Source organism: Haliscomenobacter sp. (assembly GCF_040403615.1).
Taxonomy (GTDB): Bacteria; Bacteroidota; Bacteroidia; order Chitinophagales; family Saprospiraceae; genus Haliscomenobacter.
The window spans coordinates 35,972-59,091 of sequence record NZ_JBBAKG010000037.1 but is presented as its reverse complement, the minus strand read 5'-3'; the positions used below and the strand labels follow the sequence as shown (position 1 = coordinate 59,091).

Genomic DNA, 23,120 nt, shown 5'->3' with positions numbered 1-23,120 from the left:
TATTAAAGGCGAAATCGATCCAGATGCGTGCCTTGGTGGCCAGGTCATATGTACCAAATAACTCGGCACGTTGGGTGTAAATGCTTTCGCCGTAGTAGGTATCGCTGCCGCGAATTTGGCGATAGGCACGGTTTGTCAAAAATTGTTCAACGCCATTGCGGCGGTCTTCGTAATACCACTTGGCAAAAACGTTGAAACGGCGGTGCTCGGGGCGTTGCATTGACCATTTACTAAATACCGTGTACCGATCCAGATGGATTCGATCGCTAAATCCATCTCCATTGGCATCACTGAAAGCGTTGCTGTGCCCCCAATCGAATCCCCAATAGGTATTCCATTTGCCTACTTTGGGTGCAAAACTGAGGGTGCCATAAGATTCGCCATGAGTGGTGGTCATGGTACTCAGGCCGTATTTGGGCTGCCTGGCGGGATCTTTAGTGATCACATTGATCACGCCAGCAACTGCCTCAGAGCCATACAAGGTAGAATTGGGTCCTTTGATGACTTCGATTCGCTCGATGAATGTTGTCGGTATCCCATTTAAGCCGTAAACAGCCGACAGGTTGCCGTACAAAGGCGTACCATCAATCAGTACTGCTGTGTAAGCACCTGGCAAACCATTGATGCTGAAACTGTTGGTAAAACAAACGCCACAAGCAACCGTTTCTTGTACGCCGTTGATCATTTTGATGCTCTCGGTCAGGTTGGTCGGCGCACTGTTGCGGGTAAGGAATTGATAGGTGATGACGTCAACTTTTACGGGCGATTCTTTGACAAAGGTTTCTTTCATCGCGCCAGTGATGACCACTTCTTGCAGCCCAAGTACGTCTTCCTGCAATTCAACAGTACCAAGATCCAGCATTCCATCTGCCAGGTCGATTGCCCGTGAGAAAGATTGGTAGCTCAAGGCAGAGATAGCTAGTTCGTATTTCCCAGGATCAATCTTTTCAAGACGAAACGAGCCATCTTCAGCTGTGATTGCGCCCCAGGAAGTTCCTTTGAGCTGAACATGGGCGTAAGCAATGGGGGCTCCTTCGTGCAAAACAATGCCCTGCAATTGAGCATTTTGCAAAAAGGCCACTTTGGGAAGCAACAATAAGATCAAAATAGTATATAATGTACGCATAGTCTTGGTGATTTTGGGAAATCCAAGACTAAGGTAGGCATAAATTTTTATTTAGGCAAGTCTAAATTAAAATTTAGCCTAATTGACTTATCCACAAATTGTCCAATTATTTTTTAAAATAGCCAATTAGTAGCCACAAATTAGCCAATTTTTTCTTACTAAATTTTTTCCCTCACATCAATCCTACCAAATCTCCAACCAATTCCCGGTCTTGTACCAACTCTGGCAAGCGCTTGGGAATGCGGAATCGGGGCCCATGCTTATCGCGCAATTCCTTGCACCGTGCCATAAAAGCATCCAATCCATAATCTGTCACAAATTGAATCACACCGCCTTTAAAAGAAGGGAAGCCCCAGCCGTAAATGCTTCCTAAATTGGCGGCGGCAATAGAATTAATGACGCCCTCTTTCATGCACCAAATGGCTTCGAGTACTTGCGAAATCAACAAACGGTCGATCAGTTCTTGTCGATCAAAAGCACTGAGTTGGGGTGCGAAATGCTCGCTCAATTCCGGCCATAGGCTGCGTTGGCCACCTTCCTCGTACTCATAAAAACCGGCTTTTTTGTTGCGCCCAGGTCGGTTGAATTCCTGGAGCATTTTGTTGAGCACTACTACTGATGGGTGTGGAATGTATTTAGGGCCGTAGTGATCGCCTGCCTGACTTTCATAATTGAGTACCAGATTTAAGCCCAGGTCGTCGGCAAGTGCCAGAGCGCCTTTGGGCATTCCGGCTTGTTGCCCAAGGTTTTCGATTAAGGCGGGAGGATAGCCTTCTTTGAGCATGGTGATGCCCTCTAGAATGTAGGTATTTTGCACCCGGGCTGCATAAAAACCCCAGTCGTCTTTGACTACAATTGGTGTTTTTTGAATGGCTTTCACAAAATCGAATGCTCGGGCCACGGTTTCTTCAGAAGTTTGCGCACCTCTAACGATTTCCACCAGAGGCACTTCATCGGCAGGGTGAAAAAAGTGCAAGCCGACGTAATTGTCAGGTCGGATCGAAACTTCGGCCAGTTTGGTAATGGGTATCGACACGGTATTGCTGGCCATAAAGGCGTATTCATCCAGAAAAACCTCTGCTTCTTTGGTTACTTTTTGCTTGACCATGGCGTTTTCAAAAACGGCTTCGATCACCAAATCACAAGTTTCAAATTCGCTAGGGTCTTCCGTGGTGATGATGCTATGGAGCAGGCTATCGCGTTCGTTTTTGGTCATTTCTCCACTTTGCACCAATGGATTGAGTTTGTTGCGCACAAAATCTCGGCCTCGCTCGGCAATGAGTTTTGAAACATCTTTCATCACCACTTCCAGTCCATTTTTCAAACAAGCGTAGGCGATGCCTGACCCCATCAAACCACCTGCACCGATGACACCCACTTTTTTGGGGCGAAATTTGCCAAACCCTCTCGGTCGATTGAGTCCATGCTTGATGTAGTTGGTGTCGAACCAAAAAGCCTTGATCATGTTTTTGCATTGCTTGCTCATGACCAATTGAGTATAATATCGGCTTTCGATGCGCTCGGCAGTATCAAAATCAACTTTTGAGCCTTCAGAAAGCACATTCAAAATTGCTTGTGGCGCGGGGTAATTGTGGTGGTTTTTGGCGGCCAGGCGTGCAGCTTCTGAGCGAATGTAGTCAGCAGCACTGGCTTCTTTAGCGGATCCACCGGGGATACTTCGACCAGCCTGATCCCAAGGGCGGCGGCTTTCCTTGTTGTTGAGCAACCAGGTTTTGGCCATTTCCAGCATCTCCTTTTGGCTGGACGCCAAATCATCAATAATGCCTACACGCAAGGCTTCTTGAGGGGAATACCGGTGACCGCTGGCCAAGATTTGGAAGGCTTTTTCTATTCCCAGTAACCACATCAGGCGTACAATTCCGCCGCCACCAGGGATCAATCCCAATTCCACTTCCGGCAAACCCAGTACCATCCGGTTGTCGTTGACCGCAATGCGGTGATGACAAGCCAGCGCCACTTCAAATCCGGTTCCAATGGCGCTGCCATTGAGGGCTGCAACAACGGCTACTCCTGGGCTTTCGATGTCGCGCAAAAATTTTTTCATTTTTTCACAAAAAGCAAACACTTCGGCGGGGTCGTCCGCCTGATACAAATACTCGAGGTCTCCCCCTGCCAAAAAGGTTTTTTTACCGGAGGTCAGAATTACCCCACGCAACGTTCCCCATTTCTTATCCACCTTCAATTGCTCTACCACTGGCACAAACGCCTCGAAGATCTCGTGGTTGATCACGTTCATGGGACGCCCTTGCATATCGAGCGTGAGGGTGACGATGTTGTTGGTGTCTTTTTTGTAGTAAATCATGAAGATATCGTTTTGTTGGGGCCGTATGGTCGCCCCTACGTGCGTTCGATGATGGTGGCGACGCCCATTCCTCCCCCCACACACAAGGTTACGAGACCTGTGCTCAGGTTGCGGCGTTCGAGTTCATCCAGTAAAGTTCCCATCAAGATGGCACCCGTTGCGCCCAGGGGATGCCCCATGGCAATGGCACCACCATTTACATTCAGTCTGTCGTCGGGTACATCCAGGTCACGTTGAAACTTCAGGACTACCGCTGCAAAAGCTTCATTGCATTCCCAAAGATCGATGTCCGTTGGTTTCATTTTGGCCCTTTTGAGCGCTTGCTGTGCAGCTGGGCCGGGGCCAGTGAGCATCATGGTGGGTTCGACGCTGACGTTACCAATAGACAAAATACGGGCGCGCGGTTTCAAACCTAGCTTCTTGCCCTTCTCTTTGCTGCCCATCAATACCACAGCTGCTGCATCCACAATACCCGAAGAATTGCCTGCTGTATGTACGTGGTTGATTTTTTCTAACAAGGGGTATTTGTGCAAGGCCATGGCATCGAAACCAAGTGCGCCGACACCAGCAAATGAAGGTTTGAGGCGTTGTAAAATGGCCTCATCTGTATCGGGGCGTGCATACTCGTCATGCGCCAAAACCAGCAGACCATTGCGGTCGTAAATGGGAATGATTGATTTTGAAAAATACCCATTTTGCATCGCATGCGCTGCACGTTGGTGGCTTTTCAATGCAAATCCATCAATTTCTTCCCGAGAAAAACCTTCTATAGTAGCAATAAGATCTGCCGAAATACCTTGTGGAATATAGTCTGCCCGGTTGATCAATTCAGGATCGTACATCAAAGGGCCAGCATCGCTGCCCATGGGTACCCGACTCATGCTTTCTACCCCACCCGCCACCATCAGGTCACTCCAGCCAATCTTGATTTTTGCGGCAGCCAAATTGATTGCTTCCAGGCCAGAAGCACAAAATCGATTGATGGTAAGCCCTCCTACATTTTCATCCCAGCCGCTGTAAATGAGTGCAGCTTTGGCAATATTGAATCCTTGATCATCAGTAGGCGTAACACAACCAATAATGGCGTCATCCACTTCCCTGGTATTCAATTCATTGCGTATACGTAAGTTTTCCAGGGCGGTACCCAGTAAATCCAGGGGCTTGATTTCGTACAATGATCCGTTGGTTTTTCCACGCCCTCGGGGAGTACGCAAGGCATCGAAAATATAGGCATCGGACATGGGCAGGTATGGTTTTGGGGTAAAGTTAAGGACTTTGAGCGAGAGAGGTTTGGTACAAGAGGGTTTATTTTAACCACATAGTGTCCATAAAGTCAAATTTATGGACGCTATATGGTTAAAAAAATTTACCAAACTAACGTGGCGACCGACTTGGCTGGCAAAGTATACGTAAATGTCGTTTTCCCAGCATTGACGCGAAAAGTAATTTCCTTGGCATCATCGTTGGTTACCAGCAAAACCGTATGGCCATCTGGAGTTTTGAAGGCCACATTGGCAAGGGAAAGTACCGTATTTGAGAAAATGCGCTTTGAGCCGGGCCGCACAAACTTGGCCGCGTGTGCAATGATGTAATATGCCGGATTTCTGGTGATTTTCTCCTGATCGAGGGTCACTACACCCAGGCATTCGGTGCAACCACCCACGGTATGTGGTTCCCATTTTGGATCGTTGGCGAGGTTCCACTCCAAAACGTTTTTGGCCCAATTGCGCGAAGCCCCAATCATCAAGGTTTTGATGTGCCAAAGCAAGTCGCCTTCCATATTCCCAGGCGCGCCAATCCACTGCTCAGTGAAGTACAAATTCTTGTCGGGGTGTGCATCGTGAACTTCCGAAAGGGCATCAACTGTGCCGCCATAGAGGTGAAAAGCAGAACCATCGATGTATTTTTTAGCTGCCGGATCATTCAGGATAGAAATGGGGTAATCGGGACGGTCAGCATTGTGGTCGTACACCAAAATCTTGGTTTTGATGCCATTTTTCACAAAAGCTGGTCCAAGGTGATTTTTCACAAAATCAGCTTGCTCATGGGCATACATCAATAGAGAAGGGTTGTTTCCAGGGTGCAGCGGTTCGTTTTGCACAGTCAAGGCATCGATGGCAATCCCTTCTTTTTGCATGGCCTGGATGTATTTGACCAAATACAAGGCATAAGCGGCGTAATGTTCAGGTTTCAGACTTCCGCCTTTAGAGTCTCCATTGGTTTTCATCCAGGTAGGAGGCGACCAGGGCGAACCCATGATTTTGATGGCAGGGTTGATGCGCAAGATTTCCTTGAGGATGGGCAAGAAGTCTTTCCGCTCTGGTTCCAGGCTAAATTTTAGCTGTAGGGGATCGGTTTGTTCTGCGGGGAGGTCATTGTAAGAATAAACCCGGTCGCTTAAATCAGAGGCACCTAAGCTGATGCGCAAGTAACTGATGCCAATACTTCCTTCCGCTTTGGGATCAAACAACTCTTTGAGCAGCGCAGCACGGTTTCCTGGGTTCATTTTGGCCAATAATTGTGTGCTCCCTCCGGTCAAAGTACAGCCAAATCCATCCATGGACTGGAAGGTTTTTAGCTCATTGACAAAAATACAGGGAAGCGTTTCGGTGCCTTTGGAAGGGGAAGAAGGGACAATTGACTGCTGCAAAAAAAGCTTACCCGCAGGATGAGTGACCCAACTCTGGATTTGGGAGAAGGCACTTGAACTGAGCAAATTGAGCAGTAAAATGCCCAGGATTTGGAATCTGATGTACATGAAAAAGGATTTTTATTGACAGAATGACTAAACTTCGTGAAGCTACAAAAACCAGTTGAGCAAACAATGTACCAGAAGTTGAATGATCCTGGAATTTGAACTGATTTGGTTTAGCTTTGTTTCCCGTAAGTTTTACATGGATTGTATATGACCCAACTTGAGCAGGAATATGAGCGTTTTATAGAATTTGGCAGCATCCTGGATCGGAAGATGCGGCGCTACCTCGTGCAGTACTTGCAAAACAAGCTCAGCCCTGGGACTTACCACATCCCCAACCTAAAAGACGAGTATTTCCGCTACTTTCAAGCTGCCCTGGATCAGCTTTTTGCCATCCGCGATATTTTACCGATTTGTCAGCGCAACCAACGCATCTCGCAGCAAGTGGTACTGGACACATTGTTTTGGCTGCGCAAAACCTACGACAAGGTTCGCCACAAAAATCCATTTCAGGAAGACCTGAGTCGGCTCGACAATTGGGCCATTACGCCACTGCATTTGTTTGTCAAGCGTTGGCCCATCATGGTCACCTATCTGGAAAATCATTTCCGCCGCGAAGAACTGGATGTGGAGTTTTACAAACAGCGTTTTCAAACTTTAATTGGGGAAAAATCACTGGAAGAGCTCAGTGCAGAAAACCGCCAAAGGGTAGAAATTTTGTTGACCGATCTATTGGCCCAATGGGATGCGCTGGTGCAATCGCGGATACTGGAATACCAAATCTCCAAATTGGGCGAAGAACTGGACAACTACCTCAATCTCCTCGATGCCAAAGTGCAGGAATACCAGAAATTGATCAAGCTGATCAGCCCATTTTCAGATTATCTGGGTTGGGACATGTCGCGTTCATTGTGGGAAGACAGCGCCTTTGACGTCATTCAGCAATACCAGGAATTGCTGGAAGATGAAAAATCGATTCAGGAATTGGCCGATTTGCTGGGCAATCTGCGCGAGGCCGAGATCGAAATAGAAGAAGAGACTTTTGAAAAAACCATCATCCGCCAAGAGTGGATTACCGATGAATACACCCCTGCGGAGGTAACCGGGGTAAAAGAAAGTGGGGATCTGAACCACTTGTTGAGTTCCGAAGCAGCCTTGTTGAGCGACCCTGCAACAGAAGATCTGTTTCTGCACAAGTGGCTAGGGCAAAGCCTACTCACCCTCCAATACGAAGACCGCCGCTTGCAACCCAGTACCGAGCATTTTACCGAAGTTTTCCAACGGATCAAACAGCGCGAAAAAGGACCATTCATTGTCTGCGTAGATACCAGCGAATCAATGTACGGACGCCCCGAACAAATTGCCAAGGTACTGTGCCTGGGCATTCTCAAAATGGCAACCCGCGAAAACCGCAGAGCTTATTTGATCAATTTTTCCATCGGCATCAAAACGCTGGATCTTCAGGATATCGCCAACTCTATTGATGCACTGGCGAAGTTTTTGCGCATGTCTTTCCACGGCGGTACCGACATTTCACTTCCACTTTACGAGGCCATTCGTCAACTCAAAACCAACGACTACCGCGATGCGGATGTGCTGGTTATCTCTGACTTCATCATGTACCGCGTAGACCAAAAAGTGCTGGATGAGGTACGGTATTTTCAGCAAAACAATGGCACTCAATTCCATAGCCTCACCCTTTCCAACGATCCTAACGCGGAGATATTAAGCTATTTTGATACCAACTGGATTTACGATCCGGCTAAAAAAGGAGTGATGCGCGAATTGGTACGCAACACCGGGTTGCTTAGATCGTAATCTGCTTAAAGTTTTCCAGCGCCAGAGGATTGCGCATGGCGTCTTTGTTGACCGATTGTTCGATGGATTTACCCATCAGGATTTTTTTGACCGGAAGTTCCATTTTTTTGCCACTCAAGGTGTATGGAATCTCTGCTACCACAATGACCAGATCAGGAACATGACGTGGCGAAAAGTCGGTACGCAGGGTTTGGGCAATCTTTTTTTGCAAGGCTTCGTCCAACATTGCGCCTTCCATCAAGACTACAAAAAGCGGCATGACCGAGCTGCCATCTTCTTTCTCGATGTTGACAATCAGGCTATCCAAGATCTCTGGCAATTTTTCCACCGAGCGGTAAATTTCGCTGGTACCGATCCGAATCCCCTGCCGATTGAGGGTCGCATCCGAACGCCCCAGGATGATCAGGCTATGGTGGGGGGTGATTTGCAGCCAATCCCCATGTCGCCATACTCCGGGATAGGTATCAAAGTAGCTGGCGGTGTATTTGCGGAAATCAAGATCGTTCCAAAATTTCACGGGCATGCAAGGCATTGGCTGGGTAATCACCATTTCACCCACTTGATCTATCAGGGGATTCCCGGCTTCGTCCCAGGATTCCATGGCACAGCCGAGGGTACGGCACTGGATTTCACCTACATATACTGGCCAAAGAGGATTTCCGCCTACAAAAGCGGTGCAGACGTCGGTTCCTCCGCTGATGGAACAAAGCCAGAGGTCTGATTTTACGTTTTCGTATACCCAGCTAAATCCTTCAGGAGGCAGCGGCGATCCGGTTACACCAATTGAGCGCAAGTGTTGCAAACCAAAACTTGATGGGGCAACGCCCGCTTTCATACACGATAATATATAGGCAGCGCTGGTGCCAAAGTGATTGATTTGGAGTTCTGCTGCTATTTTCCACAACACATTCAGATCTGGATAACCAGGACTACCGTCGTAAAGTACAATCGTGGCGCGGGAAAGCAGGGCTGCCTGCACAAAATTCCACATCATCCAGCCTGTAGTGGTGTACCAAAAAAATCGCTCACCGGGATGCACATCGTTGTGAAAGTGCAAATATTTGAGGTGCTCCAGCAGCATTCCACCGTGGCTGTGGGTAATGGCCTTGGGCAAACCCGTGGTTCCAGACGAATAAAGCACCCAAATGGGATGCGCAAAAGGAACGGGTGTAAAACTCAAGGGTGCATTCTGGTTTTGCATTATTTCCGTCCAAATGGTACAGTTGGGCAGGTTCACTACAAATTCATCCAAATAAGCAATCATCACGGTACCATTGAGGGTAGACAACTGAGCTTGCAAATTGTGGACATCGGTTCTGCGGTCAAACCGTTTGCCCCCATAAGGGTAGCCATTCACGGCGATCAACACTTTTGGTTCGATCTGTACAAAACGCTCCAGTACGCTACTTGCTCCAAAATCTGGCGAACAACAAGACCACACGGCCCCTAAAGACAGGGTAGCCAACAATGCCACCGTAGCTTGCGGGATGTTGGGAAGGTAGCCCACTACCCTATCCCCCGCCTGCACCCCTAGATTTTGCAAGTATTCGCGCAATGCGGCAACCTCCTGGCGCAATTCATTCCATGACATTTCACGAGCGGGCAAATGCTCCGCTTGAAAGATGATCGCTGGAAAACGATCATCGGCGCGGCGAAACACCTCTTCTGCGTAATTGAGCAAGGCGCCTTCAAACCAGCGGGTATGGGGCATTTTTCCTTGAATAACGGTATTGTAATTCCAGCGCAGATCGAAATACTTGACCAAAGACTCCCAGAAGGACGCGGGTTGTTGAGCTGACCACTCCCAGGCCTCTTGGTAATTGGCCGCAATTTCGCCGCCTGATTCTTTTTCAAGCCAATGGAGATAATGGGTAAGGTTGGCTTGAGCAAGCCATTCGGGAGAAGGAGACCAGAGGGTGCGCGAGTTCATGATGGGTGGAGTTTCTGTTCACCAAAATTAAATAAACAAAAAATTGTAAAAAACAAAAAGGCAACCCTGATCGAAACCTGGGTTGCCCTTTTGATTCAAGCAATAATATTAACTTAGAATAATCCGCTCAATTAGTTAACAGAGTCAGAAAGTTCTTTGCCAGGCTTGAATTTTACCACTTTTTTGGCTTCAATAGTGATTGTTTCACCAGTTTGTGGGTTGCGGCCAGAGCGTGCGTCACGTTTAGATACGGAAAAAGTACCAAAACCAATCAAGGTTACTTTTCCATCTCCTTTCAATTCAGCGGCAATGCTGTCCAAAACGGCGTTAAGCGCGTCAGTTGCTTGGGCTTTGGTGATCTTCGCGCCTTCAGCAATTTTGTTAATCAGATCTCCTTTATTCATCTCAAAGGGTTTTGATTAAAAAATAATTGGTGTCAAATTTAGGTTCTCTATGTTTCAAAACCAAGCTTTTTTTTGGTAAAAAACTTGAAAAACCCAGATTTTACAGGGGCTTTCGTTCGTTATACCCTCATTAACGCTAAAAAATGGACTAATGATGTTGAAATTTGGAAAATCTTTTGGGTTAAAAAGCAAATCTGCCCTATTCGTTTTGTTCTTGTTCGGGTTACTTGGTAGCGGCAGCAGCCTCAGTTGTGGCCGCAAATCGGGCTGCCCAGCAGTAGATACCATCAACTCTCGTTTGTCTGGAGGCAAAGAAATGCCTAAAACCAAGCGGGCCAAGAGTGGACTGTTTCCGAAAAACTTCAAACGTTAGTACCGCAGAAAAGTTAACTTCCTGATTTTTTTGCGTCAGACTAAGGATTTGATTGGCACAATTCTAACAGAACGCCATTGGCAGATTTGGGGTGTACAAAACAGACCCACTTATTGTCTGCCCCTTTTTTAGGTTCCGCATTGAGCAGTTGGAAGCCTTCTGCACGTAGTCGTTCCATTTCGGCATGGATATCGTCTACTTCAAAGGCAATGTGGTGCAGTCCTTCTGGTTTTTTTTCCAGGTACTTGGCAATGGCGCTATCCGGGTGGGTAGCTTCCAATAATTCTATTTTGGATTCACCCGTTTGAAAAAAGGAAGTCCTGACGTGTTCCGATGGCACTTCTTCTTCTTTATAAGGTGTGATACCCAGTAATTTTTCAAAGAGCGCATTGCTGTTGCTTAAATCTTGTACAGCGATGCCGATGTGTTCGAGGCGAAGTATCATAAGAGGTAGATGTTGTTGCTAAATAAAGGTATGCAGAAAGATTGGGGCATTATATTGATGAGCACCATTGTTTTTAGATGATCCTCTATTTGGGTTAGAATGAAAAAGTTTACCTTTGTGGCAAATTTTACCACACCGCTTAAAAAAAACAACATCCAGAAGAAATGAATCCTTCTGGATGTCGTTTTTATTTTCATTTCAAGATTTGGTGCAGGTGGTTCACATTCATGAGTTTCTACACTGTCGCAATTTAACAGACAATGGTTGAAGTAAAAATATTATCCGGAGCAAATTCCAGTTATTTGGCAGAAAAAATAGCCGATTTCTATGGGAATCCTTTAGGTGATGTAAAAATCCATCGTTTCAGTGATGGTGAAATGCAGCCGGTAATCAACGAATCAGTAAGAGGCGCATATGTCTTTTTTATTCAATCTACGTTCCCTCCTGCCGAGAATTTGATGGAGCTCCTGTTGTTGATCGATGCTGCCAAGCGGGCGTCAGCGGGTTACATCACCGCTGTTATTCCTTACTTTGGTTATGCCCGGCAAGACCGCAAGGATCAACCGCGTGTACCTATCTCCGCAAAATTGATCGCGAATTTATTGGAAGCAGCAGGTGCCAATCGCATCATGACCATGGATTTTCATGCCGATCAGATCCAGGGGTTTTTCGATATCCCGGTAGATCACCTCAGAAGTGAAGCCATATATATTCCATATCTACAAGAACAAGGTATGGACAATGTCATCTTTGCTTCTCCTGACGTAGGAGGGGTAAAAAGAACCCGTTCTTATTCCAAACACTTTCATACCGATTTGGTGATTTGCGACAAATACCGCGAAAAAGCCAATGAAGTAGCGGGTATGACGGTGATTGGCAATGTAGAGGGTCGAGACGTAATCCTGGTGGATGATATGGTGGATACTGCTGGCACCTTGTGCCGCGCCGCCGACATCATTATGAAAAAAGGAGCAACCAGTGTGCGCGCGATTTGTACGCACCCGGTGCTATCGGGTAAAGCATACGAAAATGTCGAGAATTCAGCGCTTACTGAATTGATTGTCAGCGATACCATTCCATTGAAGCAGACTTCACCCAAAATTAAGGTTTTGTCAACGGCTAAGCTTTTCGCGAGGGCCATTCGGAATACACACGAGCATCGGTCGATTTCGGCGTTGTTTGTCGGGTAGGGCCAACCCTACGTGGTTGGCCCTGCCTATTAACCCACGAATAAATTCATGGGTTAGTGATGGGAAATCCGATTGTCTTTTTATCTTTGCGTTCCCTAAGCGAAGGCTTGGGAGCATAACTTATTATTAACCATACATTTGTCTCAAATCATGGAAACAATCTCTATTGTAGCTCAGTCAAGAACGGGCTTAGGGAAAAAACCTTCCAAAGATTTGCGGAACGATGGCCGAATCCCGTGTGTATTGTACGGAGGGCAGGACGTAGTTCATTTTTCAGTTACACTGAATGACGTCAAGAACCTCATCTATACACCAGATTTCCGCGTTGCAAATCTGACCATTGACGGTATAGAATTCCGTTGCATTGTAAAAGATTACCAGCTTCACCCATTGACCAGCCAGTTGACGCACATCGACTTTTTGAGCTTGGTGGATGGCCAAAAAGTAAAGTTGGAAGTTCCAATTCGCACCAAAGGAGTATCTCCGGGTGTAAAATTGGGCGGTAAGATGCAATTGAAATTGCGCCGTGCCAAAATCAAAACTTTGCCAGAAATGATGGTAACCGAATTGTTCATCGATATTTCTTCGATGGATTTGGGTCAATCATTGCGGGCACGCGATGTACAGGTTCCTGAAGGCATTGAATTGCTGAATTCTCCAAGTATTCCGGTTGTTACCATCGAAATTCCTCGTGCATTGCGTTCTGCTGCTGCTGCCGAGGCCAAAGATACGGGTGGCAAGAAGAAGAAATAATTGAATTAGTAGCATTCAATTCCTACTCCTACAAAAAGGGTTGTTCAGTACATGTTTACTTGAACAACCCTTTTTTTATTTTTGAAAGAACGAAAAAGCAAATATGGCGTTTAAAAAAAGTAGCGTATTTTTACTTCTGTTAATTATAAAGACAGGTGCGTCGTTCCCAATTAAGGTTTTTTTCAAGTTTTTTATCCATTAAAGGAAAAATCCATCTATGGCCGTTGCTATCAAAATGAAACTCAATGAAAAACTCTATTTGCGGGATCCTCAGGAAACCAAGCTCGGGCGCAAGATCATTCAGTTTAGCATTCTGATGATTGACGAGATAGGGTTTGAGGATTTTACCTTCAAAAAATTGGCAGAACGCATTGAATCAACCGAAGCTTCAGTCTATCGTTATTTCGAGAACAAGCACCGTTTGCTTTTGTTTTTGCTGAGTTGGTATTGGGAGTGGATCAAGTATTGTATTGATACCAAAATCCTCAATATCGATGACCCCAAAAGAAAATTAAAAATTGCACTAGAGACATTGGTTGAAGCAGCACACCGCGACGACCCCAGTACTGAACACGTAGATGAAGCCGTTTTGCACCGCATCGTCATAGCAGAATCAGCAAAAGGATACTATACCAAACAGGTTGACAAAGAGAACCAGCAAGGTTTGTTTTTGACTTACAAAACACTTTCCCTAACCCTATCTTCCATTATCTTGGAAATCAATCCAAAATTCCCACATCCACGTTCATTGGCAAGTACATTACTTGAAATGGCTAAAAGTCACATTTACTTCTCAGAACATCTGCCTTCTCTAACTGATATTGTTTTTAAGGACGGCAACAGTGAAAGCCAAGTTCAGAAGTTGTTACTCGATTTTGCTTTTGGACTGCTTGAAAGTAGCCATTTTACCATTGCAGAAGAAAATATTCAATCCGCCGCTCCTTTGGCTTGATGAAAATAACTAAGTATGACGCAAAAAATTACTTCCCGATTTTTTTAGAGGGAAGTTAATTTTTCTGCGTTACCATTCCTTCTGCCTATATTGGAATCATCAAAACCACTATAAAATTCCTTTTTTACCATGCAAATCAAAAGATCCGCTACTGCCCACTGGGAAGGCTCAGGCAAAACAGGCAATGGCACCCTTAGCACGCAAAGTACTGTTCTCACCAGCACGCAGTACAGTTACAACACCCGATTTGAAGACGGTGTTGGCACCAATCCCGAAGAATTGATTGGAGCAGCACATGCTGGTTGTTTTTCTATGAAATTGGCTTTTGTACTTCAAGCTGCTGATTTTACCGCAGAAAGCATCGATACCAAGGCAACAGTTGTCCTGGAAAACGGTAGCATTACTGAAGTTCAATTGGAAACTTCGGTAAAAGCCGAAGGTTTGACCCAAGCGCAATTTGATGAATTCGCTGCTGACGCCAAGGCCAATTGCCCGGTTTCAAAGCTGCTAAATGCAAATATTACCTTGACGGCTACTTTGCTATAATCTGTAATGGCGTTGAGCATAAAATTGCTCAACGCCATACTCATTTCCTACTTACCGAAATACAATTACATCTCCAGCTTTTAGTACTTCCATTGTTTTGTCGTCTTCTGAATACCGAACCCAAAGTTTCCAGACATACACCCCCTGTTGACTTTCCTTACCTTTCCTTCGGCCATCCCAACTTTCCAGCGGGTCAATGCTTCGGAAAACCTGCTCCCCCCAGCGGTCATAAATTTCAAATTGATACCCTGATATTTCAGCGTTTTTTGAGAAAAATGGATGAAACGATCCATTCAATGTACTACTCTGCGACAATGCATTGGGTACATAAACCGCAAATTGGCTGCATTTTTCCAATGCAATGGTCACCGAATCAGTGCTGGTACAAATTCCCAATCTAGCCGTGATGGTATATTTTCCAGGTATGGATACGTTTGGAGCATTGGTATTGAAAGCGATTTTGCTGGTATCCAGCCATTGAATCAAACTATTGGCTGGAGTAACTTGTGCTGATAGTGTTACGCTAGAGCGAACACACCCCAGGGTATCAGCAAGTTGGATTTGAATATTTGGCCGTTCCAGCACGAAGATCCGCAGGGAATCTCCAGTAATGCAATTGCCAGTTCTGGCGGTCACATAATACAGGATGGAGCTGTCAGGCCTGGTAATCTGATCTGAGCAATCGCTGCATTTCAAGCCACTAATTGGCCACCATTTCACTTGATCAAATCCTTTGACGGACAAAGCAAGCGAATCGCCTCTACAAATGGACTTATCTGGACCAAGTTCGACTTGTCCGTTTGGCTGCAAATTTAGGCGAACGGAATCTGTATGGATATTGCCGCAAGCATCCCAGGCATCCAGCCAATAAATGCCAGGATAAAAAGCCGTAAAGGTTGTATCCTTCGAACCATCTGACCAGCGATAACGGGAAAACCCCTTGGTGGCTTTGAGTACCGTTGTGCTGTTGCTGCACACCAAGCGATCTGCGCCCAAATCGATTTTCGGTACCAGGGGGTAATCAAATTGAAACTGGATTTTGTTGTTGGCAAAACTGCATTCTGGGTTTTCTTCGGTCAAAAAACGCTCCAGGGTATACGGCCGTGGTCGTTTGTAATTGTCGTTCAGCACTGCAAAGATGGGTTTACCCGACTGGGCTTTGATGGTAAAAGCAAAACGCAAGCAAGTATCCGGGGGAATACTGACCCCAAGGGTTTGTAATTTCGCCAAAGGCACCGCATTGCTCAAAGTGGGATCGCTGGCGTAAAAAGCGATTGGAGTAGTTGAGCGCAAGGCAACTTTTCCTCGGTTACAAATCGTAAGGGATACCCTCAAGCTATCTCCGAGGCACTGAATACTGTCTATGGAACCAATGACCCCATCCGGCAACTGAAGACAAGAACTGCACCTGCAGGCAGGATCGGCACAATCGATAAGGCCGTTTCCGTTGTCATCTATTCCGTTGTCACAAATCTCGATACAAGGATAATCCTGCCCAATGGTATCCCCACATGGCCGATTTACAATGACCCGCCCATAACTTATGGTACTGCAATTGGCATTGGAGGCTTTGAGTTGGATGTTGAAATCACCACTTGAATTGAACGTTTGACTATAGGTATTGCCCATACCCACCACTACCCCATTGACCGACCATTCAAATTTGGTAGCCCCGGTGCTGGTGCTGGTAAATGTGACCAGGTCACCCAATCTGGCAGCACTAAGCTTGGGTGTAAAATCAGCAACCACATTGCACAGTACAACAATGGTTGTCTTTTTTCGAGCACCGCAATTGGGATCAGTATTGCGGGCATATACTTCGAGGGTATAAATTCCGGGCTGGGAAAAAGTGTAATTCGGGTTCTGTTGAGTGGAAAAAACCGTTCCATTCAATTTCCATTCGTATTGGGTAGCACCGGAACCATTGTATTTAAAAGCCACTTGCGAACCGACCACAATATTGGAAGGCACTACAATATCGGCGGCAATGACCTGTGTGCAAGGGGGCAAACAACCTGAAGATTCCAACAAACTAGACCGTACCGTTTGAAGTGCCGCTAACATCCTAGCCGATTGCCCGGGCGTAAAGGCGTGTTGGCAAGAAAAAGGCGAATAATCGAGGTAGTTTTCGGTCAGGTCATTTGCATCCGATTTGAGGGGGTTGATTGGCCGCGGGTCGTCGGCGTCGGATGAGCAGGAGTTGTACAAGCAACCCGTTTGTTTGGCCTGATCGGGTGGCGTATCGCAAACGCGGTCTCCTTCAAGATCACATTGGTTGTTGGTACATCCGCCTTCAAAAGTGTGGTACAAATTGAGGTAATGCCCAATTTCATGGATCAAAACCACATCATTGGCCGGGCTGCTGCCAAAATAGCGGGCTTCACATACAACTCCATCTATCGACAAGCCATGGGCGGAGGCGTAATAGGCGTATCCTGCCACTCCATTTCCGTAGGACGTGCTGTTGATGTTGCGCACCACCCAGATGTTGACGTACTCCTTGGCGTCCCATCTACTCAGGTTTTTCAAAGCAGCATCCTGGGTTTGCATGTTCATTTCGGTCAACGCCGATACATCACGGGTAATGCCATTGCTGGGCAGGTTATCTGGAGTTCGCTGAGCAAGGCAAAACTGAATCGGAATGCTGGTTCCAGTACCCGAGGCCCCATAATATCCCTGATGGGCAAAGGCATCATTGAGGTGTTGAAGGGCGCTTTGGACTTGAGCATCGCTGATGTTTTCCGAACCGTTTTGGTGAATAATGTGCACAACTACAGGAATAGTGACCACCGCTGCAGACCGCAATGCGGGGTTATTTGCCTGGCGCAACAAGTGTTGCTGAATGTCGTCATCGAGTGCCAAATGGCGTTTGAATAAGGCCGAATCTTTTTGAAAGAGCGCACGTTGCATCTCGGATGCTGCACATGGGTAGGTCAGTTGTTGTGCAAATACAAAATAGGTGGACGACAGAAAGATAGCGCACAACAATGACCGTAAATACGCAGGATTGAAATGATTCATCTTTGCACGTTTATGAGATTATGAGTATCTAACTCAAGTTTGAGCAATTCCTGTGGAATATTGCTCAGTTGCAAAGACGATTTGAATAAAATTGGCTGAATTTATAGTGAACGAAAAATACAATTTATCTGCATAAATAAGGAATCAATTACTCGGTAGTTTCTTCCGATCCCCCCAATCAATCGTCAAGTCCATGTCCCAGTTGGGGCGCAATGGGTCTAGATTGCGGATGTAGATGGGCTCCGGCTGGCGGCGTTTGAAATAATCGCCTGAGTCCCATTTCCCATTGCGGTTTTGATCTTCAAGCAGTTTTATTTTATACTGTGCAGGCTCCAATGCTTTGTAAATTAGTCTGGTATTCTTTTTCCCTGAAATAAACTCCTTAAGAACGGGTTCTGGCGTTTCTCCTTGCAGCAACTCCATTACGTAAACCTTCGTTGAATCCAGCCCCTCTATTTTTAAATCCATGTTGCCATAGCTTTTTCGTGGCATGGCTTGCAGGTTGAACCTTACCGTATCCTTGAATCCAAATGCGAAAATATCCCGCACGCTGCCCGGAGCAAAACGCAGCTGGTACTTGCTTTGCTCCGCCCATTTGTATTGGATGACCAATTTTCTGGAATTAAGGCTATCGATTTCGATCATCGAAGGCGACACCTGCCGCACACTGTCTTCAACCAACAATAATTTGCTGATGTCAAAAGTACTAAGTGGATGGTTAAATGTCAGAACCAATGATTTGTCAGGGTTTTGATGGAATGGTTCTTTTGAATCTACTCCTTGTAGGATCAGTTTCGCCCCACGCAAATAGGTCTCTGGAGCAAAAGTTTTTAATTTGAGGGTGTCGTTGAATGTGCTGTCTTTGTGCACATGCAAAAACCAGTTGGCTCCAGTAATTTGACCCGCATACCAAACCTTCAGGGTGTCCCCGATTGTCTCGGCACGTACTTGAATGCCTGGAGTTACGGCCGCAACCTGAAAGTCTTTAGGCACCTGATTGAACTGTAAATTCACTGTTCCATACCGTTTTGTTTCTGTATTGAGCAGTCGCAAAGGAGGGGTTTCTGAAAATGTTCTCAGCGAAATGTTGGTTATTGAATCGGTAGCAGAGCTGATTAGGGAATCTGCAAAAGCAATTTTTTCGGTTGGGTCATCGTACAAATAAGGTTGGTTGGCGTCTAAAAGGGCAAAAACTTTGAATTTCCCTGATCGCATGTTTTTGATGTAAAACTTGCCGGCCTTATTGGTTTTTCCAAAATAAAGAGGGCGTTCTTTTTTGACAATTGAGTCATTGAGTTTGCTGTAAACCATGACCAGAGCATTCTCCACGGGTTCCAGAGTGGTAAAATCGCGAATTTCCCCCTGCATGGCCAAAGAATCAAGGATGGGGCCTGTAGAAAAAACAAATCGCAGGTCTTTGGCGGGGTTGCCTTCGGTGAGGTCTTTGATCGACTCCCCAAAATTGATGGTATAGGTCACGTTTTCCTGCAATACTTCCCGATCGTCGAATTCAATAATTAATGCTTTGCCTTTGAGTTTCAACAAAGTCCCCATATAGCGAATCGGTGGCGAAACTACAACTTGCTTGGCCACGTCCTGAGGCTGCTGAATCCATTCGTTGAAAATCAATTCAATCTCTTGTTTTTTAAAATTCACCTGATAATTGGGGGTGCTCCGTGCCGTATCGATGTGAGGAGGCATTTCATCTTTGGGGCCGCCAATGGGAGGTTGGGGGGTAGCGCAACTGTAGAGGGTTACCAAGAGGATCATCCAAACGCGGAAAAGTCGTACCATCATTCGCTCAACATTTATTTGGGGCGAAAATAGCAAGTAACGTTGTAAAACTGACTCTTTTATATTTTACTTAACTTTGTGCCAGATAGGGAACACCGATTTCGCAGTTTTCCATTCCAAACTAATGACCCATGAACCGATTACTTCTACACACCCTCTTTTGGAGCATTGCCTTTGTTGGGCTGGCTAGGGCTACCAGTCCCTTGGCAGATACCGTTTTTGTTCAACGGTACGATACCCTATGCCAAGGAGATACCTTGAAATTATTTGGCAAAAAATATACCAAAACTGGCAGGTACAGGTACAATTTGCCTCCACTTAAACCAACCCGGGATACCGCTGTCATTATCAATTTGCTCGTGAAGCCCAAATTCCGAACTGAACGTTTTGATACGCTTTGCCAGGGGGATCAGGTGATGGTCGGCAAGCAAATATTTTCAGGTACGGGTTCCTATCAGGTTGTTTTTCCTGGGACTAAGTTGCGTTGTGACTCAACGGTCAAATTGAAATTAACGGTTTTGCCCATTTATACCCAAACCGTTAAACTGACTTTATGTGAAGGGGACACTATGACCTTGGGTGCTGAGCGGTATTTCTCCCAAACGCTCACCACCCTTCGATACGCCTCCAAAGCTGGCTGTGACTCCATCGTGCAATATCAAATTGACATGTTGGATACTTTCCGTACCCGCATCGATGCGGTGGCATGTAAAGGGAGCAAAGTCAAAGTAGGAAACAACCAAATGACCGCAATCCAGGATGGTACTTTTTCTTACAATTTCGCCCCAACGTCCCTGCGTTGTGACTCCTTGATTGAATTAAAACTGAGGGTGCGAGACACTTTTTTAACCCAATTGCAAGAACGTTTCTGTGAAGGCAACTCCCGCCAACTGGGCACAATATTTTTGACCAAAAGTGGAGTGTATCGGTATACTTTTCCGCCCAACGACCGGCGATGTGATTCCACCGTAATCTTGGACTTGCGCGTTTTGCAGCCTCAAGAAATAACTACCCAAGTCGCAATTTGCAATGGCGAAAAGTTGCAAATTGGTCTGCAACAATTCAACCAAACCGGGACATACCGAGTTTCCCTGCGTACCCGCGAAGGCTGTGATTCGGTGATCAATTTGAGTTTGCGGGTTCGCCCAAAGCTTGGCAACAATACTTCGGCAAGTATATGCGCTGGCGAGCAATTTCGGTTTGGCAAACGTATCCTGAACCAAACGGGGATTTACATCGATACATTGACATCCCGAATCAGTGGCTGTGATTCAATTGTACGGCTGGATCTTCAGGTTGCCCGTTTTGAGCAAACCATTCTTAATCGATCAATTTGCAAAGGGGAGAGCTATTCTTTTGATGGCAAAGACTTGCGTACGCCAGGAATTTACTTCGACACCTTGCGCAATGCTAATCTTTGCCCCATTGTTTTTGAGTTGCGGCTAACCATTAATCCCATCTTCAGAGATACGGTGCGGGCTACCATTTGTCAGGGGACAACTTATGTTTTTGGCAAAAACAGCTTAAGCAGATCCGGATTTTATTCTTTTCGACTTGCCACGGCGCAAGGTTGCGATTCGGTGCGTTATCTTCAACTAAAGGTGTTGCCGTCATATTCGGATAGCCTGCTTGCTCCGATTTGTGTGGGAGATACTTTTCGATTTGGGCAACTCAAGTTTTTCAAAGAGGGGAGATATCCCATTCGGCTGAGTACCCGCCTGGGCTGCGATTCTACTTTGTTGGTGAAAATTGTACATTATCCCGTCCAACGAGACACGTTCCCGGTTTCGCTTTGCGCAGGAGATACATTCAGGTTGGGGCGCTTAAAGTACTTTCAAACTGGCCTGTACCCCATTTCTTTGCGCGACCGGAACGCTTGTGATTCAACTTTGTACATCAAGGTTACGCGGAATCCTCGTTTTCAAGTCAATGCTTCACAAAACCTGTGTGGCGGAAAAAGTATTCGCTTTGGGTCGAAAACGCTCAACCGCTCAGGAACCTACATCGAGACTTTCCGAAGTAGAGCAGGCTGTGATTCGGTGGTATCGCTTCGGCTCAATCTGGAACAAATAGACACCAGTGTCACTCAAGGTGGAATCCTGTTGAGTGCAGCAACCAACGCAGGCATTCGGCGCTACGAATGGATTGATTGCGGTAGTAAACAGGTGGTGTCTCGGCTCTCCAGCCCGTTCTTCTTGCCTGAGCGCAGCGGCCGTTATGCGGTGAGGATTTATACCGATACTTGCGTGTATACTTCCGGTTGTCACAGCGTGCAACTCAGTACTGCAACAGCAAGCGTTGACATTTCTTCCCAAGTTCAGATTGCCCCCAATCCAACCGCTGGAAATCTCACCCTAACCTTACCTACTCAGCTGCAAGGCGAGTATTTTTTGGATTGGTACAACTCGGCAGGGCAGCAATTGCGCCATGAAAAAACCTGGTTGAGCGGAGCTACAATTTTGGATTTGTCTCTTTACCCCTCTGGGCTGTATTTGTTGCATTTGCGCACTGATGACGGCAAAAAAATGGTAGTATTGAAAATTTTTAAATTTTAACAAAAAAATAAATTTCACATTATCAGATACTTAAACTCAAATTCAGACAAACCACAATAAATAGCTTTAATCTCAGTTTTGTTTTTTAACAAAAAAATCGCATGTTCGGAGTTTTTTAACTTACTCCAAATTAAGATGAATACGATAACGCCAGCTAAAAAACCCGAGATAACTTATATCGAGCCCGAGTCTCCCAAACAACCCGACTGGGGGAAACTTATGTTTGCGTTGCTGTTCTTTGCAGCAGTAATTTACGCAGCATTCAACATGGAAGATTTCGTTGTAGAAAACGAAGGACAATTAGAGCTTTCGCCAAAACGAAAAGCAAAATTGGAAAAAGAGTTGAACGAGATCGACAATGCGATTCAATATGCTTTGATTGCTCAACAACCTGGCGAATATCCATGTTTGAATTGTGGAGAAAGCAACACCATTCACCTTGAAATTGGGGAGGTATGGAAATATGGTACGACTCGAATAGGAGAAAACAAAAGGTATCAATCAAAACCTCCTGATGAAAGACTTCAGTTTATTTCTCAATTCTTCGGGAATTATGCGGAATGTTTGAAAATGGAGAAGATCAAAATATACCATTATGTCCTACTTCCTGAAAATCAAAAAAGAGCAACCCTATTGGTGCGTCCGCCTGGAAATCCTTATGATATTTAAAAAAAATTGCTAAATTTAAGGCATGAATACACCAGAATTACAAACGCATACAGGTTTTGAATTCACCATCATAGGGTGGCATGAAATTGATTGGAATAAAAGATCTCAAAATTATTCCTTAGGCCAATTTTTAGAACAAAGGATAGACCTTTCAACATTTGGATCTAAGATTGAAAGTATCCGATTTACCCCCATCATGGGGCCTCCACCAGCAATTGCGCCTTTTCCTAGTGAAATAATTTTCCACAGAAGCAGAAAAGAGCTGGGTCTTTACTGGCGAATGGATTATGAAAAAGTAATGAATTTATCTTTACCTGATTTCAAAACCTACCTCGCAGACTTCTTCATCGAAGTACTCGAAATCGCCAAAGTCACCAAACGCATCCGTGATTTTGACTATGATGGTTTTATTGCTGCCGTAAAAGCGGTCTTGCCAGAATGGCTAGCCGCAGAAACAGTGCATTGAAGTAGTAAAAGTGTACTCTCTTTTGGACAGGGGCTATTGTTTTTTGAGTTTTTTAAAATA

At 45.7% G+C, this 23,120-nt stretch carries 18 protein-coding genes; 9 read left to right on the top strand and 9 right to left on the bottom strand.

What is annotated here, in order from left to right:
* The 4 genes from ABW391_RS13965 to ABW391_RS13950 all read right to left on the bottom strand — a co-directional run.
* On the bottom strand, positions 1-1,126 hold a 1,126-nt coding region (locus ABW391_RS13965; protein ID WP_353482498.1), incomplete at its 3' end, for a TonB-dependent receptor.
* A gap of 172 nt (positions 1,127-1,298) precedes the next feature.
* A complete protein-coding gene (locus ABW391_RS13960; protein ID WP_353482497.1) occupies positions 1,299-3,449 on the bottom strand; it encodes a 3-hydroxyacyl-CoA dehydrogenase NAD-binding domain-containing protein in 2,151 nt (716 codons plus the stop codon).
* A 35-nt stretch (positions 3,450-3,484) separates the two neighbouring features.
* Entirely contained in the window at positions 3,485-4,690 is a 1,206-nt protein-coding gene (locus ABW391_RS13955; RefSeq protein ID WP_353482496.1) for an acetyl-CoA C-acetyltransferase, read from the bottom strand.
* Positions 4,691-4,815: 125 nt separating this feature from the next.
* Positions 4,816-6,207 carry a glycoside hydrolase family 30 protein gene (locus ABW391_RS13950; RefSeq protein WP_353482495.1) on the bottom strand — a complete coding sequence of 464 codons (1,392 nt, stop codon included), beginning with the start codon at positions 6,205-6,207 and terminating at the stop codon, positions 4,816-4,818.
* Positions 6,208-6,354: 147 nt separating this feature from the next.
* Between ABW391_RS13950 and ABW391_RS13945 the strand changes: the two genes are divergently transcribed.
* Positions 6,355-7,962: a VWA domain-containing protein gene (locus ABW391_RS13945; RefSeq protein ID WP_353482494.1), complete on the top strand. Its 1,608-nt coding sequence runs from the start codon at positions 6,355-6,357 to the stop codon at positions 7,960-7,962.
* Here the strand turns inward: ABW391_RS13945 and ABW391_RS13940 are convergent.
* Both ABW391_RS13940 and ABW391_RS13935 read right to left on the bottom strand, forming a co-directional pair.
* Positions 7,952-9,892: an acetoacetate--CoA ligase gene (locus tag ABW391_RS13940; protein ID WP_353482493.1), complete on the bottom strand. Its 1,941-nt coding sequence runs from the start codon at positions 9,890-9,892 to the stop codon at positions 7,952-7,954. The genes ABW391_RS13945 and ABW391_RS13940 overlap by 11 nt on opposite strands.
* 131 nt (positions 9,893-10,023) lie before the next feature.
* Positions 10,024-10,296, bottom strand: a complete 273-nt coding sequence (locus ABW391_RS13935; RefSeq protein WP_353482492.1) for an HU family DNA-binding protein — start codon at positions 10,294-10,296, stop codon at positions 10,024-10,026.
* Positions 10,297-10,447: 151 nt separating this feature from the next.
* On the opposite strand from ABW391_RS13935, the gene ABW391_RS13930 reads away from it, so the two are divergent.
* Positions 10,448-10,669 carry a hypothetical protein gene (locus tag ABW391_RS13930; protein ID WP_353482491.1) on the top strand — a complete coding sequence of 74 codons (222 nt, stop codon included), beginning with the start codon at positions 10,448-10,450 and terminating at the stop codon, positions 10,667-10,669.
* 40 nt (positions 10,670-10,709) lie between these two features.
* Here the strand turns inward: ABW391_RS13930 and mce are convergent, their stop codons facing one another.
* A complete protein-coding gene (gene mce, locus ABW391_RS13925) occupies positions 10,710-11,114 on the bottom strand; it encodes a methylmalonyl-CoA epimerase (RefSeq protein ID WP_353482490.1) in 405 nt (134 codons plus the stop codon).
* A gap of 260 nt (positions 11,115-11,374) precedes the next feature.
* On the opposite strand from mce, the gene ABW391_RS13920 reads away from it, so the two are divergent.
* From ABW391_RS13920 to ABW391_RS13905, 4 genes are all read left to right on the top strand, one after another.
* On the top strand, positions 11,375-12,304 hold the full coding sequence (locus ABW391_RS13920; RefSeq protein WP_353482489.1) for a ribose-phosphate pyrophosphokinase: 930 nt from the start codon (positions 11,375-11,377) through the stop codon (positions 12,302-12,304).
* A 150-nt stretch (positions 12,305-12,454) separates the two neighbouring features.
* Positions 12,455-13,057, top strand: a complete 603-nt coding sequence (locus tag ABW391_RS13915; RefSeq protein ID WP_353482488.1) for a 50S ribosomal protein L25 — start codon at positions 12,455-12,457, stop codon at positions 13,055-13,057.
* Between the two features lie 217 nt (positions 13,058-13,274).
* Positions 13,275-14,009, top strand: a complete 735-nt coding sequence (locus ABW391_RS13910; protein WP_353482487.1) for a TetR/AcrR family transcriptional regulator — start codon at positions 13,275-13,277, stop codon at positions 14,007-14,009.
* Between the two features lie 129 nt (positions 14,010-14,138).
* A complete protein-coding gene (locus ABW391_RS13905; RefSeq protein ID WP_353482486.1) occupies positions 14,139-14,555 on the top strand; it encodes an OsmC family protein in 417 nt (138 codons plus the stop codon).
* Positions 14,556-14,606: 51 nt separating this feature from the next.
* Here the strand turns inward: ABW391_RS13905 and ABW391_RS13900 are convergent, their stop codons facing one another.
* Complete coding sequence (locus ABW391_RS13900) at positions 14,607-17,576, bottom strand: M43 family zinc metalloprotease (protein WP_353482485.1); 2,970 nt, start codon at positions 17,574-17,576, stop codon at positions 14,607-14,609.
* 144 nt (positions 17,577-17,720) lie between these two features.
* Positions 17,721-19,373 carry an Ig-like domain-containing domain gene (locus ABW391_RS13895; RefSeq protein WP_353482484.1) on the bottom strand — a complete coding sequence of 551 codons (1,653 nt, stop codon included), beginning with the start codon at positions 19,371-19,373 and terminating at the stop codon, positions 17,721-17,723.
* Positions 19,374-19,501: 128 nt separating this feature from the next.
* Between ABW391_RS13895 and ABW391_RS13890 the strand changes: the two genes are divergently transcribed.
* The 3 genes from ABW391_RS13890 (at position 19,502) to ABW391_RS13880 (ending at position 23,060) form a co-directional block, all read left to right on the top strand.
* On the top strand, positions 19,502-21,925 hold the full coding sequence (locus tag ABW391_RS13890) for a T9SS type A sorting domain-containing protein (protein WP_353482483.1): 2,424 nt from the start codon (positions 19,502-19,504) through the stop codon (positions 21,923-21,925).
* A gap of 135 nt (positions 21,926-22,060) precedes the next feature.
* The gene (locus ABW391_RS13885; RefSeq protein WP_353482482.1) at positions 22,061-22,594 is read left to right on the top strand and encodes a hypothetical protein; all 534 of its coding nucleotides are present in this window, start codon (positions 22,061-22,063) and stop codon (positions 22,592-22,594) included.
* Positions 22,595-22,616: 22 nt separating this feature from the next.
* On the top strand, positions 22,617-23,060 hold the full coding sequence (locus tag ABW391_RS13880) for an Imm44 family immunity protein (protein ID WP_353482481.1): 444 nt from the start codon (positions 22,617-22,619) through the stop codon (positions 23,058-23,060).
* Positions 23,061-23,120 lie beyond the last annotated feature (60 nt).